Source organism: Kitasatospora sp. NPDC089913 (assembly GCF_044748625.1).
GTDB lineage: Bacteria > Actinomycetota > Actinomycetes > Streptomycetales > Streptomycetaceae > Kitasatospora.
In genome coordinates this window covers 142,957-157,821 of record NZ_JBIVGI010000020.1, presented here as the reverse complement: position 1 = coordinate 157,821, position 14,865 = coordinate 142,957, and the positions used below count along the sequence as shown (strand labels likewise).

Sequence of the window (14,865 nt, the reverse complement as noted above, 5' to 3'; positions counted from 1 at the left end):
ATCCTCGCAAGCCGCCAGGGCTCCGCGGCCCGCCCCCGGGGCGTTCTGACAGGAAGGTGACAACGGCGGCGCCCGCCGCGGCTCCTCGCCGACCGCTGGCATCTTGCGGTCACCCCCGGCACCGATCCGGCCCGGCCCCGAGCCGCCGTTCGTAGGCTTGGCCCTCGTTTCGCGTCCGGTACAGCTCAGGGGGTCAGCCACACGTGAAGACGGCCATCCTGCTGGCGATCGGCTGCGTCACCGTCTCCGTCACGATCGCGGGTTTCTCCGCCGGCGCACGGCTGCTGCTGGGCCTGCGGATCGGCCGGATCCGGGCCGCGGTGACCGGGAGCGTCGGCCTCTTCGCCACCGTGCTCTTCAGCCGGACCGTGCACTCGGGCGACCGCGGCGCGCTCATCACGGTCGAGATCGGCGCGGTACTGCTGCTCACCATGGGCTTCCTCGCCGCCTCCGAGGTGGTGCTGCCCAGCGGCTCCTGGCCGTCGATGCTGCGGCTGCCGCGGGCACTGCGCCGCCGGATCGCCCGCGCCCGCCGCTACTCCCAGCTCAGCGCGATCGCCTACCGGCACGGCCTCGGACGGCTGCTCCGCGCCAAGGGCCGGGCCCCGGTCACCGGGCCGGCCGGCCACCACGAGCTGGCCCGCTCGCTCCGGCGGGCCCTGGAAGAGGGCGGAGCGACCTTCGTCAAACTCGGCCAGGTCCTGTCGACCCGGCACGACCTGCTGGCGCCCGGCTTCACCGAGGAGTTGAGCAACCTCCAGCACCAGGCCGCGCCCGCGCTCTGGGAGGACGTCGCCGAGCAGCTGCGGCAGGAGTTCCACCGCCCGCTCGAGTCGGTGTTCGCCCGGTTCGACCCGGTGCCGCTGGCGGCCGGGTCGATCGCGCAGGTGCACCGGGCCCGGCTGCACTCCGGGCAGGAGGTGGTGGTCAAGGTACGCCGCCCCGGCTGCCGTCCGGTCGTCGAACGGGACCTCGACATCCTGTGCAGCGCCGCCCGCCGGCTCGAGGAACGGACCGCCTGGGGGCGGGCCGCCGGGGTCGACGCCCTGGCGCGCGGCTTCGCCGAGTCCGTCCTGGAGGAGCTGGACTTCCGGGTCGAGGCCCGCAACACGGCGGCGGTCACGGCGCGGCACCGGGACGGGAAGGTGCTGATCCCGCAGGTCTTCCCGGCGCTCTCCAGCGAGAAGGTGCTCGTCACGGAGTGGCTCGACGGCCGGCCGCTGAGCGCGTCCGGCCCGGGGACCGAAGGCCGGGCGGCGGACCCGACGGCCGTCGCCCGCACCGTCCTCGACTCGGTCCTGCGACAGATCATGATCGGCGGGACCTTCCACGCGGACCCGCACCCGGGGAACATCCTGCTGCTCCGCGACGGCCGGCTCGCGCTGCTCGACTTCGGCTCGGTCGGCCGGATCGACGGGCAGCTCCAGGCCCGGCTGCGGGACCTGCTGGTGGCCCTCCGCCGGGCCGACGCGGCGGCGCTCTGCGACGCCCTGCTCGCCCTGGCCAACCAGCCGGAGGAGATCGACCAGAAGGAGCTCGAACGGACCCTCGGACTGTTCCTGGCGCGCCACTTCAGCTCCGGAACGTCCTTCGACCGCACGGCCTTCAACGATCTCTTCCGGCTGGTCACCGCCCACCGGCTGACCATTCCGAACAGCATCGCGGCGGCGTTCCGGGCGCTCGCCACCCTGGAGGGCACCCTCACCCGGATCGCCCCCGACTTCGACCTGATGTCCGAGGCGAAGCAGTTCGCCTGGACCCAGGTCACCGAATCGGCGTCGCCGCCGAAGCTGGCCGGCCGGGCCGCCGACGAACTGCTCGACCTGCTCCTGATCGGCCGCCGACTGCCCCGCCGGGTGGACCGGATCACCAGCGCGGTCGAACAGGGCCGGCTGAGCGTGAACGTCCGGCTGCTCGGGAACCGCCAGGACCGCGGCTTCCTGCAGACCCTGGTGCACGAGGTCATCCTGACCGCCCTCGGGGCGACCACCGGGGTGATGGCGGTCATCCTGCTCAGCACCGCCCGCGGACCCCGGATCACCTCGTCGGTCAGCCTGTTCGAGGTGATCGGCTACAACCTGCTGGTGGTCAGTGCCATTCTGATGGTGCGGGTGCTCTTCACCATCTTCCACGCCCGCCGCCGACAGCCTCCCCCGCCGGGCTAGGGCGTGTGTCCGGACCCGCCCCGCGGGGCGGGTCCGGACACACGCCCTAGGCCGCGGCGCGGACACTCGCGACGAAGCCGGCGAGCCGGTCGGAGCCCCAGAAGCGGTCGGCCCCGTGCAGGAAGAACGGCACCCCGAACACCCCGTCGCGGCCGAGCACGCGCAGCGCCTCCACGCCGCGGGCGAGCACCTCCGGATCGTCGACGGCGTTGCCGACGGCGTCCGGGTCGAGGCCGGTCTCCGCGCCGACCGCCGCGATCACCGACCGCTCGGAGATGTCCAGACCGTGCTCGAAGCGCGCCCGGTAGACGTGTCCGACGTACTCGCGGCCCCGGCCGGCGTCCTCGGCGAGCAGCCAGCCGAGGTGGGCGATGTCCCAGTCGGGCGCGGGGTCGACGGGCCAGGCGACCGTCAGACCCCGCTCGGTGGCCAGGCGTTTGACGTCCTGCAGGATGTAGAGGTGCTTCTCCTTCGACATCGGGACGTAGGGCAGCCGGACGTCCGTCCCGGCCAGCAGCCGGGCGGTCGCCCCGCCCGGCTCCCAGTACGGGCGCCATTCGATCCGCTCCGCCACGTCCGGGGCGTTCTCGGTCAGCTCCCGGAAGGCCAGCCACGAGTAGGGGCTGCGCAGGGAGAAGTACCAGCGTGCCGGTTCGGCCGACAACTCGGGCTCCTGGATCGCTAGATGGTGATTCCGCCGTCGATCTGCAGGACGGCGCCGGTGATGTAGCCCGCGCGCGGCGAGACCAGGTAGGCGACCAGGTCCGCGACCTCGTCCGCGGTGCCGAGCCGGCCCAGCGGGACCGAGGTCAGCGCCTTGTCCTTCGTCGCGTCGGTGAGCACCGAGGTCATGTCGGTGTCGATGAAGCCGGGGGCGACCACGTTGGCGCGGATGCCGTAGCGGCCGACCTCCTTGGCCAGCGCCCGGGAGAAGCCGATGATCCCGGCCTTGGAGGCGGAGTAGTTGCTCTGGGTGGCGTTGCCGTAGACGCCCGCGACCGAGGAGATGTTGACGATCGCGCCGCCCTTGCGCTTCATCATGCCGAAGACCACGGCGCGGCAGGCGTTGTAGACCCCGTCCAGGTTCGTGTCGAGCACCTGGTGCCACTCCTCGTCCTTCATCAGGACGAGCGGGTTGTCCCGGGTGATGCCGGCGGCGGTGACCGTCGCATCGACCGGGCCGAGCTCCCGCTCGGTGTCCTCGACGAATCCGCGCACCGCCTCGAGGTCCCGCACGTCGACCTTGCGGCTCAGCACCCGTACGCCGAGGCTCCGCACCTCCGCCTCCAGGGCGCCGGCGGCCGCCTCGTTGGACTGGTAGCAGAAGGCGACGTCGAAGCCGTCCTGCGCCAGTCGCAGCACGGTCGCGCGGCCGATGCCGCGCGAGCCGCCGGTGACCAGGGCCACCCGGGTCTCGTTATCGGTCATGACTCTCTCCCATGGGGGCCGGCCGGAGCTCCCCGGCCGGACGGAACGTCAGCACGGCGCTGTCGACGGTCAGCACGGGCTCGCCGTCGACCAGGCTCCGGCCGGTGATGATCAGGGTGTCGGCCAGGGCGCGGACGACGGTGGCCCGGTGCTCCAGCAGGTCGCCGGGCAGGACCGGCCGGTGGTACTCGACGCCGGACACGCCGCCGAAGAGCATCACCCGCCCGGTCAGGACGTCCGGGTCGGGGTCCTCCCAGGTGGCCAGCAGGCCCGCCGCCTGGCACCAGGACTCCATCAGCAGCACCTGGGGGTAGCCGAACTCCGCGTCGTCCGCCGCCGCCCGGTACCAGGGCTCGTTGCAGCTGACCGCCTTCACCGCGGTGATCCGTTCGCCCGGTACGACGTCCAGGACCCGGTCGACCAGCAGCATCGGGAAGCGGTGCGGCAGCACCCGCCTGATCGCCGCCTGGCCGAAGGCCTCGGTCGGGCCGGCCATCACGCCTCCCCTCCGCCGTCGAACCGCAGCCGCACCCGGGCCGCGACGGCCCGGTGGGTGGCCACCTCGCCGCCGCAGGTCCAGGCGCCCGGACCACCGCTCCAGGTGAGGTCGAGCCGCAGCCGGTCGCCCGGGAAGACCGGGCTGAGGAAGCGGGCCGTGTCCACCGACACCAGGGCCAGCGGACCGGCCTCCGGCGGAGGGGCCTGGAGCGCACCGAGGCGGACGCACTCGATCACGCAGACCCCCGGGAAGATCGGGAACCCCGGGTAGTGGCCGGGCAGCACCGTCTCGTCCGCCCCGACGGTGACCTCGGCCACCGCGCGGAACCGTCCCTTCCCGTCGACCTCCGGCGCACGCACCACCTCCACCGGGGCGAGGAGCGGGCCGATCACGCCGGGCCGAGCTTTCCGCGCAGCAGCTCGTAGGCGGTGCGGAGCGAGGTGATCAGCGGGAAGTCCCGCTCCTCCAGCCGCAGGCCGTACTTCTTCTCCAGCACGACCACCACCTCCAGGGCCAGCAGCGAGTCGATCCCGAGATCGGCCACGAAGGCGGCGTCGTCGGTCAGCTCCTCGATGTCGACGTCGAGGACGTCGGCGATCGTCCGGCGCAGGTCCTCCAGCTCCAGCCCGGTGGTGGCCGGGCCCTCCTGCGTCGTCATGGCGGTGTCCTTCCGTGGGGGTCGTGCGTCCGGGGTCGGGCGTACGGGATCGGGCATGCGGGGTCGGGCGTACGGGCCGGGGTGCGGGCCGGGGTGCGGGTCAGCGCAGCCGGAGCAGCGCGCAGCCGACCGCGCCGTCGCGGTCGACCGAGGTCACCAGGGCGACCCGGCCGGCCGCCGAGGGGTCGTCCTCGGCGTGCACCAGGACGCCGGCCACCTGGAAGGCCGCCGACGCGGCGACGGTGTCGCCGAGCAGCGCGGCCTGGGTGAGCCGGCGCGGGCTCGCCCCGGCGGTGGCCGCCTCGACCACGGCCTGCTCCTGCTCGCCCAGCGGGCCGGGCAGTTCGCTGGTGGAGACCGCCCACAGCTCCTCGGGCCGTACCTCCGCGCGGCGCAGGGCGTGTGCCACGCAGGAGGCCAGGGCCGTCCGGACATCACCGTCGAGGGCGATGCCCATCCGGACGGCGAGGAGTTCGGCCAGGACCGGCTGGTCCCGGTCGTCCGGGTCGGCCCGTTCGACCAGCAGCAGGCCGCAGCCCTCGCCGGCGGGCCGGGCCGGGCCGTCCGCCAGCGGGTCGTGGGCGTGCCGGTCCAGCCAGGATCGGGCGTGCGAGAACTCCTCCACGGCGCCGCACAGCACGGTCCGCGCCCGGCCGAACTGCAGCAGCCGGCGCGAGTAGTTGAGGGCGTACAGCCCCGCCGCGTGCCCCCCGGCGATGGTGGTGTTGGCGCCCTTGAGCCGGTGCCAGATCGCGCTCTGGCCGGCCGCGCAGTTCATCACGGCGTTCGGGAACCGGGCCGGGTCCACGAAGTAGGGCCGCTCGCCCGTGAAGGAGTCGCGGGTGAAGTCCATCTGGCTCTGCACGCTGCCGATGGTCGTGCCGAGCACGAGCGCGGAGTCCTCGCCGGTGCCGACCTGCCGGTTGCGCGGCGCGTCGTCCAGCAGCCGGCCCACGGTGGTGACGGCGAGGCCGGTGGCCCGGTCCATCGACCGGGTGCCCTTCTTGCCCAGGGCCGTACGGATGTCGAAGTCCGGTACCAGGAAGGCGGTTTCGGCGGGCGCCTGCCAGGGCTCGGGGGCCAGCGGCAGCTCGGCCGACCGGCGTTCCCGCAGCCCCTCGGCGAACGCCTCGCGGCCGACGCCGAACGGGGACACCGCCGACCAGGCGGTGATGACCGTGGGGTTCTCGAGGGTAGAGGTGGTACTCATGTCTGCTCCGTTGCTCTCCGCGGTTGCGCCTGCCGGGTCGGCACGGCGGTCAGGCCTCGCCCCGGAGCGCCTTGGAGACGCGCTCGTCGAAGGTGACCAGGTTCCACTCGCGCCGGTTGTCGACGACGGCGTAGCCGTGGGTGACCTTGCCGGTGGCGGTCCGCACGAGCTCGCCGTCGCGGATCACGTAGCAGTCCATCCGCGAGGTGTAGGTGAAGTCCTTGAACACGTCCTCCACCGTGTAGACGGTGTAGAGCTCCTCCTCCATGAGCGCCTCGTCCAGGATCCGGATCCTCGAGTGCGGGCAGGCGGGGATCCAGCGGCGCTCGTCCATCAGGGTCCGCACCGAGATGCCCCGGTCGGCCAGGAAGAGGTCGACGACCTCCTCCATCTGCCGCAGGTAGCTGGACATCTGCAGGCGCTCGGAGAAGTGGCAGTACGGGTACGGGATGCGCCACTTCCAGCCGAAGGAGTTGGTGCCGGCGGTGAGCAGGTCGAGCACCGGGTCGGGGCCGGTGGTGCCGCGGCCGGCGGACAGCGCGGTGGTGGCGGTGGTGAGGTCGAGGCCGGAGATGTCCGGCGGGGCCGGCAGGCCGGGCTCCGCCGTGCCGAGCCGGTCCGTGACGAAGCGGGCGATCGGGGCCGGCGGCTCGCTCGCCTCCTCGATGTAGCTCTCCCGGCGCAGCACGGCCCTGCCCCGGGCGGCGACCAGCTTGGTGGGCGCGCCGTCGCGCTCGCCGCTCAGGGTGACGGTGAAGGAGACCGCGGTGTCGTCGTCCCCGGCCTTGGGGACGACGTGCGCCTCGACCGTCTCGTCCATGAAGAGGGCGCTGAGGATGCGGGTGTCGAGGTCGACGAGGTCCACACCGAGGCCGTGCTCCGTGTAGAGCGTGCGGGCGGCGAGGCCGGCGTCCGCGAAGTGGAGCAGGACGGCTTCCTCGACCAGGTAGTTGATGTGCTTGAAGCCGATCCAGGTGCAGATGTTGGCGCCCTCGAAGCGGGTGCGCAGCGGCACCGTCGTCTCGGTGGTGAGAAGCGCCTTGACTGCGCTTTCGGTCACGGTGGTCATCGGAGGTGCTCCCCTGGTGGTGTGGGTGCGGGGCCGCCTGTCGGTCACGCGGCCGGCAAGGTGCTGACGAAGTGATCGACCGCGGCGGCCAGGTCGCCCGCCTGCTCGATCATCAGGAAGTGCCCGCTGTCGGGCAGCAGGTGGAACCGTCCCTGCGGCAGGTCGGCCGCCAGCAGGCGGCCCTCCTCCGGGAGGGCGATGGAGTCGCGCTCGCCCGCGATCACGAGGCAGGGCACGGGGAAGCGTTCGGTGCGCAGCCAGGGCGTGGCCAGGTAGGTCTCGAAGAACCGGATCCAGCCGTAGGCGCCGACCCGGTCGCGGACCCGCCCGCCGAGCTCCTCGACCAGGTCGTCCGTGACCCGTCCGCCGGCGTGCACCCGCACGCCCTCGGTCATGGTCAGCACGAAGTTCCGGACGGCGGTCTCCACGGAGTGCCAGCCGAAGTCCTCGGCCGCGCGGCGGTAGAACGGGGACACCAGGACCAGGGCGCGGATGCCGTACTCGGTGAAGGGGTCGGCGCCGCGCTCCAGCTCCCGGTGGAGGAACTCCAGCAGGCCGTTGGCTCCCATCGAATGGCCGACCACCACCCCGGCGCCGCCGGGCACCCCGCGCAGTGCCTCGGCCAGGTACGGGACGACGTCGCCCCGCGCGCTCCAGTGGGCCACGCAGTCGCCGCGCCAGGGCAGGTCGGCGGTCCAGATCCCGGGTCCGCCGTCCCGGCCGGCGTGGGCGAGGAAGGCGTCCCAGACGCTCGCGCTGTTGGCGAGGCCGTGGAGCAGCAGCATCCGGTCGGGGCCGCCGGGCGCACTGCGCCGCACGACCACCGGCGGCGGAACGCCCGGCCCGGCCTTCGGCGGGTCGCCGGCGGCGAGCAGGCCGCCCGGGCCGGACATCAGGCGGCCGGCCGGAGCAGGACGAGTCCCGCGCTGGCGTCGTCGGCGTCCGACCCGGAGCTGGCGAACACCGGACCGGTGCCGCCGCGGGCGAACCGGCCGACGGCGGCGGCGCACTGGAGGACGCCGAGCGCGCCGGAGGCGAGGCCGAAGCGGGCGCCGAGGTCCTCGCGCGGTACACCGTCCAGCAGCCCCTCCGGCAGGGCGTCGGTCTCCGGCACCTGCCAGAGGGCGGGAGGTTCGCCGGCCGAGGCCGTCAGCCGCGCCAGCGTGGCCGCCAGACCGGCGCCGCGCACGCCGGCGCCCAGCACGGCCAGCGCCGGGACGCCCCGCGCGGCCGCCGCCCCGGCGCTCTCCAGCACCACGGCCGCCGAGCCGTCCACGGTCGGGGTGCCGCCGACGAAGGCCCGCACCGCCTCGTTGTCGGGCTCGACGCCCAGGACGAGCGTCCGGGAGACCCGGCCGGCCCGGATCAGGTCCGCGCCCCAGCGGAGGGCGTCCAGTCCGGAGGTGGCGCCGTTGCACAGCATCAGGTTCGGACCGCGCAGGCCGAAGCGGATGGCGACGGAGGAGGCGACGACGTTGCTGGAGGCGTTGGGCAGGTCCATCGGGCTGCCCGCGGCCGCGGTCTCCCGGGTGATGGTGTCCATCGCCCGGGTGACGGTGTCGATGTTCCCGTAGTTGGAGCTGACCACCACCCCGACGTCGAGCGCCGCGACCCGCAGGCCGTCCTGCTCGTCCAGCAGCGCGGCGTCGCGCAGGGCCGCCCGGGCCGAGCAGTACGCCAGTTGGGTGGCCCGGTCCTTGTAGCGCAGGCCCTTCCTCCCGACGAGGTCCTTCGGTTCGACGGGCGGTGCGTCGGCCGGTCCCGGCTCGACGAGTCCGCGGGCCGACGCCGCGCGGGGCAGCACCACGCCCACCCCGGTCACCAGTACGGTCATCGGGCCGCCTCCACGATCGCCACGGCGTTCACGCCGCCGAAGCCGAATGCGTTCAACTGGGCCACTTCCAGAGCAGCTTCGGCGGCCTTCCCGGTGACGAGCCGGAACCCGGCCGCCTCGTCCACCGGGTCGTCGAGACCGAGGGTCGGCGGCACCAGGCCCTCGGCCAGGCAGCTCAGGGTCACGACCAGGGCGAGCAGACCGGAGGCTCCCGAGGTGTGGCCGGTCATCGACTTGACGGCCGTCATCAGCGGCCCGCCCGCGTGCTCGCCGAACGCGTCGGCGACGGCGACGGCCTCGGCCTCGTCGTTGAGCAGGGTGCCGGTGCCGTGCAGCATGACCAGGTCGATGTCCCGGGGCTCCAGGCCGGCGGCGGCGTGCGCGGCGCGGACGGCCTCGGCGATGCCGGCCGGGTCGGGCGCGGTCACGTGGTGGGCGTCGCAGTTGACGGCCACACCGCGCACCACGCCGTGCACCTTCCGTCCTTCGGCCGGGGTCCGGGTCAGCACGACGGCGGCGGCGCCCTCGCCCATGAGGACGCCGGCCCGGTTGCGGTCGAACGGCCGCACCCGGTCCGGCGGGACGGGCTGCACCCGTTCCAGCAGGCCGTACATGGTCTCGGTGAGCACGTCCACGCCGGCCACGATCACCGTGTCCGCGGTCCCGGCCGCCAGCAGGTCGGTGCCCAGGGCCAGCGCGTACAGTCCGGCGGAGCAGGCGTTGGAGAAGGTGTGGGTGTCGTCGGCGCCGAAGGCCGCGCGCAGGGCCGTACCGAAGTGCAGGTCCTGCGGGGGGAAGTCGGTGCCGTCGCGCTGCCACAGTTCGACCGAGCGCAGCTCCCGCAGGCCGGTGCCGATCAGGATCGGCACGCCGCGGAGGTCCCGCTCGTCGAGGCCGGCGTCCCGGGCGGCCTGGCCGACCGCGTCGATCAGCAGGGCGGTGGCCCGGCGGGGGACGTCGGTGCCGGGGCCGGGGCGGTCGTCCACCTCGTAGGCGAAGCGGGCGTCGTGGCGGCTGAGGTCGAAGCCCTTCAGCTCGCCCACACCGGAGACTCCGGCGCACAGGTTGGCGAACAGCTCGCCGGGGTCCCGGCCGATGCCGGCCACCGCCCCGGCACCGGTCACGGCCCAGCTCATGGCCGCACCCCGTCGTACTTCCCCAGCAGCACCACGGCGTTGTTGCCGCCGAAGGCCAGTCCGTTGTTCTGGACGATCCGCAGATCCGCCTCGATCGCGGTGTTGGGGACGCAGTCGACGTCGCACTCGGGGTCGGTGGTGGTGTGGTTGATGGTCGGCGGGACGAAGTCGTTGGTGATCGCCAGGGCGCAGCCGATCGCGGAGAGCGCGCTGGCCGCACCCATGGTGTGGCCGATCATCGACTTCATCGAGATGACCTTCGGCGTCCGCTCACCGTAGACCTCGCGGATGGCGCGCGCCTCCGTGACGTCGTTGGCCTTGGTGCCGGTGCCGTGGGCGGAGATGAGGTCGACCTGCTCGGGCTTGACCCCGGCGTTCTCCAGGGCGATCTCCATGCACCGGCCGACGCTGTCCTGGTTGGGCGCGACCTGGTGGTAGGCGTCGCAGTTCAGGCCGTAGCCGAGCACCTCGGCGTAGATCCGGGCGCCGCGGGCGGTCGCCGACTCCAGGCTCTCCAGCACCAGGATGCCGGCGCCCTCACCGGTCAGGATGCCCTGGCGGTCCACGTCGAACGGCCGGCAGCGGTCGGGGGCGATGGTGCCCAGGCGGTAGAAGCCGGAGAAGGTCTTGCGGCACATGGCGTCCGCGCCGCCGCACAGGGCGTACTCGGCCTCGCCGGAGCGGACCGCGTCGAAGCCGTAGCCGATCGCGTAGTTGCCGGCGGCGCAGGCGGTCGGGATCGTCACCGCCTCGACGTCGGCGAGCCGGAGTTCCTGGGCGATGGCCGCGGACAGCCGGCCCGCCGCGACCCGGCGGGCGGACTCGGGCGCCATGTGCTCGGGGCCGTGCAGCACCTCGGCCTCGACCATGTGGTCGAGGTCGCGGGACTCGCCGTCGGTGGTGCCCACGGTGACGACGCCGGGGCGCGAACGCCAGACCTCGAGGTCCAGCCCGGCGTCGTCGACCGCCATCCGGGCGGCGGCGACGGAGTACTGGGTGGCGCGGCCGAGCCGCTCGACGGGCAGCTGCCGGATCCACCGCTCGGGCTCGAACCCGACCACCTCGCAGCCGTTGGCGTGGTCGAAGCCCTCGACGTCGAACACGGTGATCGGCTTGGCCCCGCTGCTCCCGCCGCGCAGGCCTTCCAGGAACTCACCGGCGCCCATTCCGATACTGGAGACCACTCCCAGTCCGGTGATCACCACTCTGCGCGGGCCAGCCCGCCCCGACATCGCCATCCCGACCTCTCCGTCCCGTGTCCCGGCCGTGCCCTGCCCTGTCCGAACGCTGCCCCCGGTTACCAGCCGGCGGCCTCCGCGACCACCTCGTAGACGCCCTTGAGGTTCACCATGCGGGCCAGCTCGGACTGGTCGATGGTGATGCTGAACTGCTTCTCCAGATTCGCCAGAATCTCGATCGAGCGCAGCGAGTCGGCGCTGTGGTCCTCCTTGAAGAGACTGGTCTCGGTAACCTCGTCCTCCTCGATCTCGAGAATGTCGCAGACGATTTCCCTGATCTTCTGGGACTGCTCTTCGTACGAAGCCATGATGGGCACCTTCCTGTTCGGCGCGGCACCCCGGGGTGACTCCCAGGTTTCTGCCGAAGATCGTTCTACGGCAGCCCCGGGAGCACCGGCAACAGCGGCGGCAGAATGCTGCCAAGTCCGCCCGCGGGCAGGGCTTCCGCGCTTGCAGCAAGCTGCCACCGCCCGGAATTCCGGCCGCGGACTCCTGCACCATCGGGCTTTGCCGCAGTCGCCGGACCGGGCGACGGAACCGCCGCCACACTCGATTATTCGATGTGGACTGTCAGCCGGGTACGCCGACCGGCCAGCATGGCCGCGGACGACCGGTGAATGAACCACCCAGACGACTAGGAGTGGGTTCCCAGTGAGCGCGGACGACAGGACCAGGTGTTTCACGGGCCTTACCGTTGACCACATTCAAGTCTATGCAAGCGATATCGCCTCGAAGGCCGGAACGCTGGCGCGGAATTACGGCCTGCGCCCGGTCGGCTCGGCCCGTGTCCCGGGGACGGCCCACTCCCGCACGCTGGCGGCCGCCGACATCCTGTTCGTGCTGACCGAGCCGCTGACGGAGGACCACCCCGGCTCCGCCTACCTGGAGCAGCACGGCGAGGGCGTGGCCGACATCGCGCTGGGCACCGAGGACGCCCGCGCCGCGTTCCACGAGGCGGTCCGCCGCGGCGCCGCCCCGGTCGCCGAACCGGTGGAGCGGGACGGCTTCGTGCTCGCCTCGATCATGGCGTTCGGCGACGTGACGCACACCTTCGTGCAGCGGCCGGCCGGCGCCGAACGGCACGAGCTGCCCGGGTTCCTCCCGCAGACGGACCTCCCGGTCCCGGCGGAGCTGGGCCTGCGCACCGTCGACCACTTCGCGATCTGCGTCGAGGCGGGACAGCTCGACCGGGTCGTCGGCTTCTACTGCGACGTCCTCGACTTCGACATGATCTTCGAGGAGTACATCGTCGTCGGCACCCAGGCGATGAACTCCAAGGTGGTGCAGAGCGCGTCCGGCCTGGTCACCCTCACCGTCATCGAGCCGGACCCGAGCCGCGACCCGGGACAGATCGACGCGTTCCTGAAGAACCACGGCGGCGCCGGCGTCCAGCACATCGCCATGACGACCGGGGACATCGTCGCCTCGGTCGGCGAACTGGTGCGGCGCGGCGTGGAGTTCCTCTCCACCCCGGCGACCTACTACGAGCTCCTGGCGGACCGCATCGAGGTCTCCCGGCACTCGGTGGACGAGCTGCGCGGCCTGAACCTGCTGGTCGACGAGGACCACGACGGGCAGCTGTTCCAGGTCTTCGCCCGGTCCACCCACCCGCGCGGGACCTACTTCTTCGAGGTCATCGAGCGCGCCGGTGCCCGGACCTTCGGCAGCGGCAACATCAAGGCGCTCTACGAGGCGGTCGAGCTGCACCACGAACAGACCCGGCAGCGTGAGCAGGAGGACCGGCAGTCCCTGCCGGCCGGCCCGGCAGCGCAGCCGTCCGCCGGCCGGTGAGGGCCGGAAACCGAAGAGAAGGGGGCGCCGTCGTGGAGACCATCCGCGTCGAAGGCCTGACCAAGTCCTACGCCGGCACCCCGGCGCTGTCCGCGATCGACTTCACCGCCCGGCCCGGCACCGTCCTGGGGCTGCTGGGCCCGAACGGCTCCGGAAAGACGACCACCGTACGGATCCTCTCGACCCTGCTGCGCCCCGACGAGGGCCGCGCCTGGGTCGCCGGCCACGACGTCACGGCCGAGCCGGACCGGGTCCGCGGCGTGATCGGCCTCACCGGCCAGTACGCGGCGGTGGACGACGAACTGACCGGCCAGCAGAACCTGGAGCTGATCGCGCGCCTGCTGGGGCTGTCCCGCCAGGCGGCCCGCGGCCGGGCGACCGAGCTGATCGAGCGGTTCCAGCTGGAGGCGGCGGCCCGGCGGACGGCCGGGACCTACTCCGGCGGCATGCGGCGCCGGCTGGACGTGGCCGCCAGCCTGGTCGGCCGCCCGCGGGTGCTCTTCCTCGACGAGCCGACCACCGGCCTGGACCCGCGCAGCCGCAGCGAGGTCTGGACGCTCGTGCGCGAGCTCGTCAGGGACGGCGTCACGGTCCTGCTCACGACGCAGTACCTGGAGGAGGCCGACCAGCTGGCCAACGACCTGGTGGTCCTGAACCAGGGGCGGGTGGCCGCCACCGGCACGCCGACCGAGCTGAAGTCGCGGGTCGGCGGACTCACGCTGGAGGTCCGGGTGCTGGACCCGGACCGCTGCGGCGAGGTGGCCGACCGCCTCACCGCGATCAGCGGGGCGGAGGCGACCGTGGACCGGGACACCGGCCTGGTCGGCGCCCCGGCCGGCGACACCAGGTCGCTGCGCCTGCTGGCCGAGCAACTGGAGGAGGCCGAGGTGCCGTTCGTCGAACTGGCCCTGCGTCAGGCGACGCTCGACGAGGTCTTCTTCGCCCTGACCGGCCGCGACGCGGCCGACCGGGCCACCCCCGAGGCCGTGCCGGCCGGGGCCGTCGAAGGGAGTCGTCGATGAGCGCCACCGATCCGGCCGTCCGGGCCGTACCGCCGGCGAACACGGGCCGCGGCGGCCTGCTGGGTCACACGCTGATCCTCGCCGGCCGCAACCTGACCAAGCTGCGGACCTCGCCGCAGCTCGTGGTGTTCAGCGCCCTGCAGCCGATCATCATGATGCTGATCTTCCTGGTCCTGTTCGGCGGAGCAGTCTCCGGCAGCCAGTCGGACTACCTCCAGTTCCTGCTGCCCGGAATGCTCGCCCAGAACGCGGCCTTCATGGTGGTCAACGTGGGGCAGGGCATCAACAGCGACATCGACAAGGGCATCTTCGACCGGTTCCGGAGCCTGCCCATCGCCCGGTCCGCGCCGCTCGCCGCGCACATCATCGGCGATCTGCCCCGGCAGGCGGCGTCCACCCTCGTCATCCTGGTCTTCGGGTTCTGCGTCGGGTTCCGGATCCACACCGATCCGTTCTCCGCCGTCCTGGCCGTCCTGCTGGTCCTCCTGGTGTCCTTCGCCTTCTCCTGGATCGCCCTGACGATCGGCCTGGTGTCCAAGAAGCCCGAGTCGGTCAACATGCTCGTGATGATGCTGCTGTTCCCGATGGCGTTCGGCAGCAACACCCTGGTCGGCACCGGCACCCTGCCGGGCTGGCTCCAGGCCTGGTCCAAGATCAACCCCGTGTCGCTGCTGACCGACTCCCTCCGCGGCCTGCTGACCGGCCCGACGGCCGGAGTCGGCTCGCACGCGCTGTCGACGGTCGTGGCGTGCGCCGTGGTGTTCGCGGTCTTCGTGCCGCTGGCCGTCCGCGCCTACGGGCGCCGGATCTAGGCG

The 14,865-nt window shown here is 72.9% G+C and carries 16 protein-coding genes; 4 read left to right on the top strand and 12 right to left on the bottom strand.

Annotated elements, in window-relative coordinates; all coding sequences use genetic code 11:
* Positions 1 to 203 precede the first annotated feature (203 nt).
* Positions 204 to 2,165 carry an ABC1 kinase family protein gene (locus ACIPYS_RS27250; RefSeq protein ID WP_400750691.1) on the top strand — a complete coding sequence of 654 codons (1,962 nt, stop codon included), beginning with the start codon at positions 204 to 206 and terminating at the stop codon, positions 2,163 to 2,165.
* Positions 2,166 to 2,211: 46 nt separating this feature from the next.
* Here the strand turns inward: ACIPYS_RS27250 and ACIPYS_RS27245 are convergent, their stop codons facing one another.
* The 12 genes from ACIPYS_RS27245 to ACIPYS_RS27190 all read right to left on the bottom strand — a co-directional run bounded on the left by ACIPYS_RS27245 (position 2,212) and on the right by ACIPYS_RS27190 (position 11,545).
* Positions 2,212 to 2,829: a 2-hydroxychromene-2-carboxylate isomerase gene (locus ACIPYS_RS27245; RefSeq protein WP_400750688.1), complete on the bottom strand. Its 618-nt coding sequence runs from the start codon at positions 2,827 to 2,829 to the stop codon at positions 2,212 to 2,214.
* A gap of 17 nt (positions 2,830 to 2,846) precedes the next feature.
* Entirely contained in the window at positions 2,847 to 3,593 is a 747-nt protein-coding gene (gene fabG / locus ACIPYS_RS27240) for a 3-oxoacyl-[acyl-carrier-protein] reductase (RefSeq protein ID WP_400750685.1), read from the bottom strand.
* Positions 3,583 to 4,089: a 3-hydroxyacyl-ACP dehydratase FabZ family protein gene (locus ACIPYS_RS27235; protein WP_400750682.1), complete on the bottom strand. Its 507-nt coding sequence runs from the start codon at positions 4,087 to 4,089 to the stop codon at positions 3,583 to 3,585. Before ACIPYS_RS27235 ends, fabG begins: the two co-directional genes overlap by 11 nt.
* Positions 4,089 to 4,484, bottom strand: coding sequence for a 3-hydroxyacyl-ACP dehydratase FabZ family protein (locus ACIPYS_RS27230; protein ID WP_400750679.1), 396 nt, complete (start codon positions 4,482 to 4,484; stop codon positions 4,089 to 4,091). Before ACIPYS_RS27230 ends, ACIPYS_RS27235 begins: the two co-directional genes overlap by 1 nt.
* Entirely contained in the window at positions 4,481 to 4,750 is a 270-nt protein-coding gene (locus ACIPYS_RS27225) for an acyl carrier protein (protein ID WP_400750676.1), read from the bottom strand. Before ACIPYS_RS27225 ends, ACIPYS_RS27230 begins: the two co-directional genes overlap by 4 nt.
* A 100-nt stretch (positions 4,751 to 4,850) precedes the next feature.
* Positions 4,851 to 5,960 carry a beta-ketoacyl synthase N-terminal-like domain-containing protein gene (locus tag ACIPYS_RS27220; protein WP_400750673.1) on the bottom strand — a complete coding sequence of 370 codons (1,110 nt, stop codon included), beginning with the start codon at positions 5,958 to 5,960 and terminating at the stop codon, positions 4,851 to 4,853.
* A gap of 49 nt (positions 5,961 to 6,009) precedes the next feature.
* Entirely contained in the window at positions 6,010 to 7,029 is a 1,020-nt protein-coding gene (locus tag ACIPYS_RS27215) for a hypothetical protein (protein ID WP_400750671.1), read from the bottom strand.
* Positions 7,030 to 7,073: 44 nt separating this feature from the next.
* A complete protein-coding gene (locus ACIPYS_RS27210) occupies positions 7,074 to 7,922 on the bottom strand; it encodes an alpha/beta fold hydrolase (RefSeq protein WP_400750668.1) in 849 nt (282 codons plus the stop codon).
* On the bottom strand, positions 7,922 to 8,863 hold the full coding sequence (locus tag ACIPYS_RS27205) for a beta-ketoacyl synthase N-terminal-like domain-containing protein (protein WP_400750665.1): 942 nt from the start codon (positions 8,861 to 8,863) through the stop codon (positions 7,922 to 7,924). The genes ACIPYS_RS27210 and ACIPYS_RS27205 overlap by 1 nt, the downstream gene beginning before the upstream one ends.
* Entirely contained in the window at positions 8,860 to 9,999 is a 1,140-nt protein-coding gene (locus tag ACIPYS_RS27200; RefSeq protein WP_400750662.1) for a beta-ketoacyl-[acyl-carrier-protein] synthase family protein, read from the bottom strand. Before ACIPYS_RS27200 ends, ACIPYS_RS27205 begins: the two co-directional genes overlap by 4 nt.
* Positions 9,996 to 11,237 (bottom strand): beta-ketoacyl-[acyl-carrier-protein] synthase family protein, encoded by a 1,242-nt coding sequence (locus ACIPYS_RS27195; protein ID WP_400750659.1) that lies wholly within the window; start codon positions 11,235 to 11,237, stop codon positions 9,996 to 9,998. The genes ACIPYS_RS27200 and ACIPYS_RS27195 overlap by 4 nt, the downstream gene beginning before the upstream one ends.
* 59 nt (positions 11,238 to 11,296) lie before the next feature.
* Positions 11,297 to 11,545, bottom strand: a complete 249-nt coding sequence (locus ACIPYS_RS27190; protein ID WP_375974333.1) for an acyl carrier protein — start codon at positions 11,543 to 11,545, stop codon at positions 11,297 to 11,299.
* A 343-nt stretch (positions 11,546 to 11,888) separates the two neighbouring features.
* Here ACIPYS_RS27190 and hppD point away from each other — a divergent pair, with 343 nt between their 5' ends.
* The 3 genes from hppD to ACIPYS_RS27175 are packed head-to-tail and all read left to right on the top strand — an operon-like array spanning position 11,889 to position 14,862.
* Positions 11,889 to 13,028, top strand: coding sequence for a 4-hydroxyphenylpyruvate dioxygenase (gene hppD / locus ACIPYS_RS27185; RefSeq protein WP_400750656.1), 1,140 nt, complete (start codon positions 11,889 to 11,891; stop codon positions 13,026 to 13,028).
* A 32-nt stretch (positions 13,029 to 13,060) separates the two neighbouring features.
* Positions 13,061 to 14,050 (top strand): ATP-binding cassette domain-containing protein, encoded by a 990-nt coding sequence (locus ACIPYS_RS27180; RefSeq protein WP_400750653.1) that lies wholly within the window; start codon positions 13,061 to 13,063, stop codon positions 14,048 to 14,050.
* Positions 14,047 to 14,862, top strand: a complete 816-nt coding sequence (locus tag ACIPYS_RS27175) for an ABC transporter permease (RefSeq protein WP_400750650.1) — start codon at positions 14,047 to 14,049, stop codon at positions 14,860 to 14,862. Before ACIPYS_RS27180 ends, ACIPYS_RS27175 begins: the two co-directional genes overlap by 4 nt.
* The last annotated feature ends 3 nt before the right edge of the window (positions 14,863 to 14,865 follow it).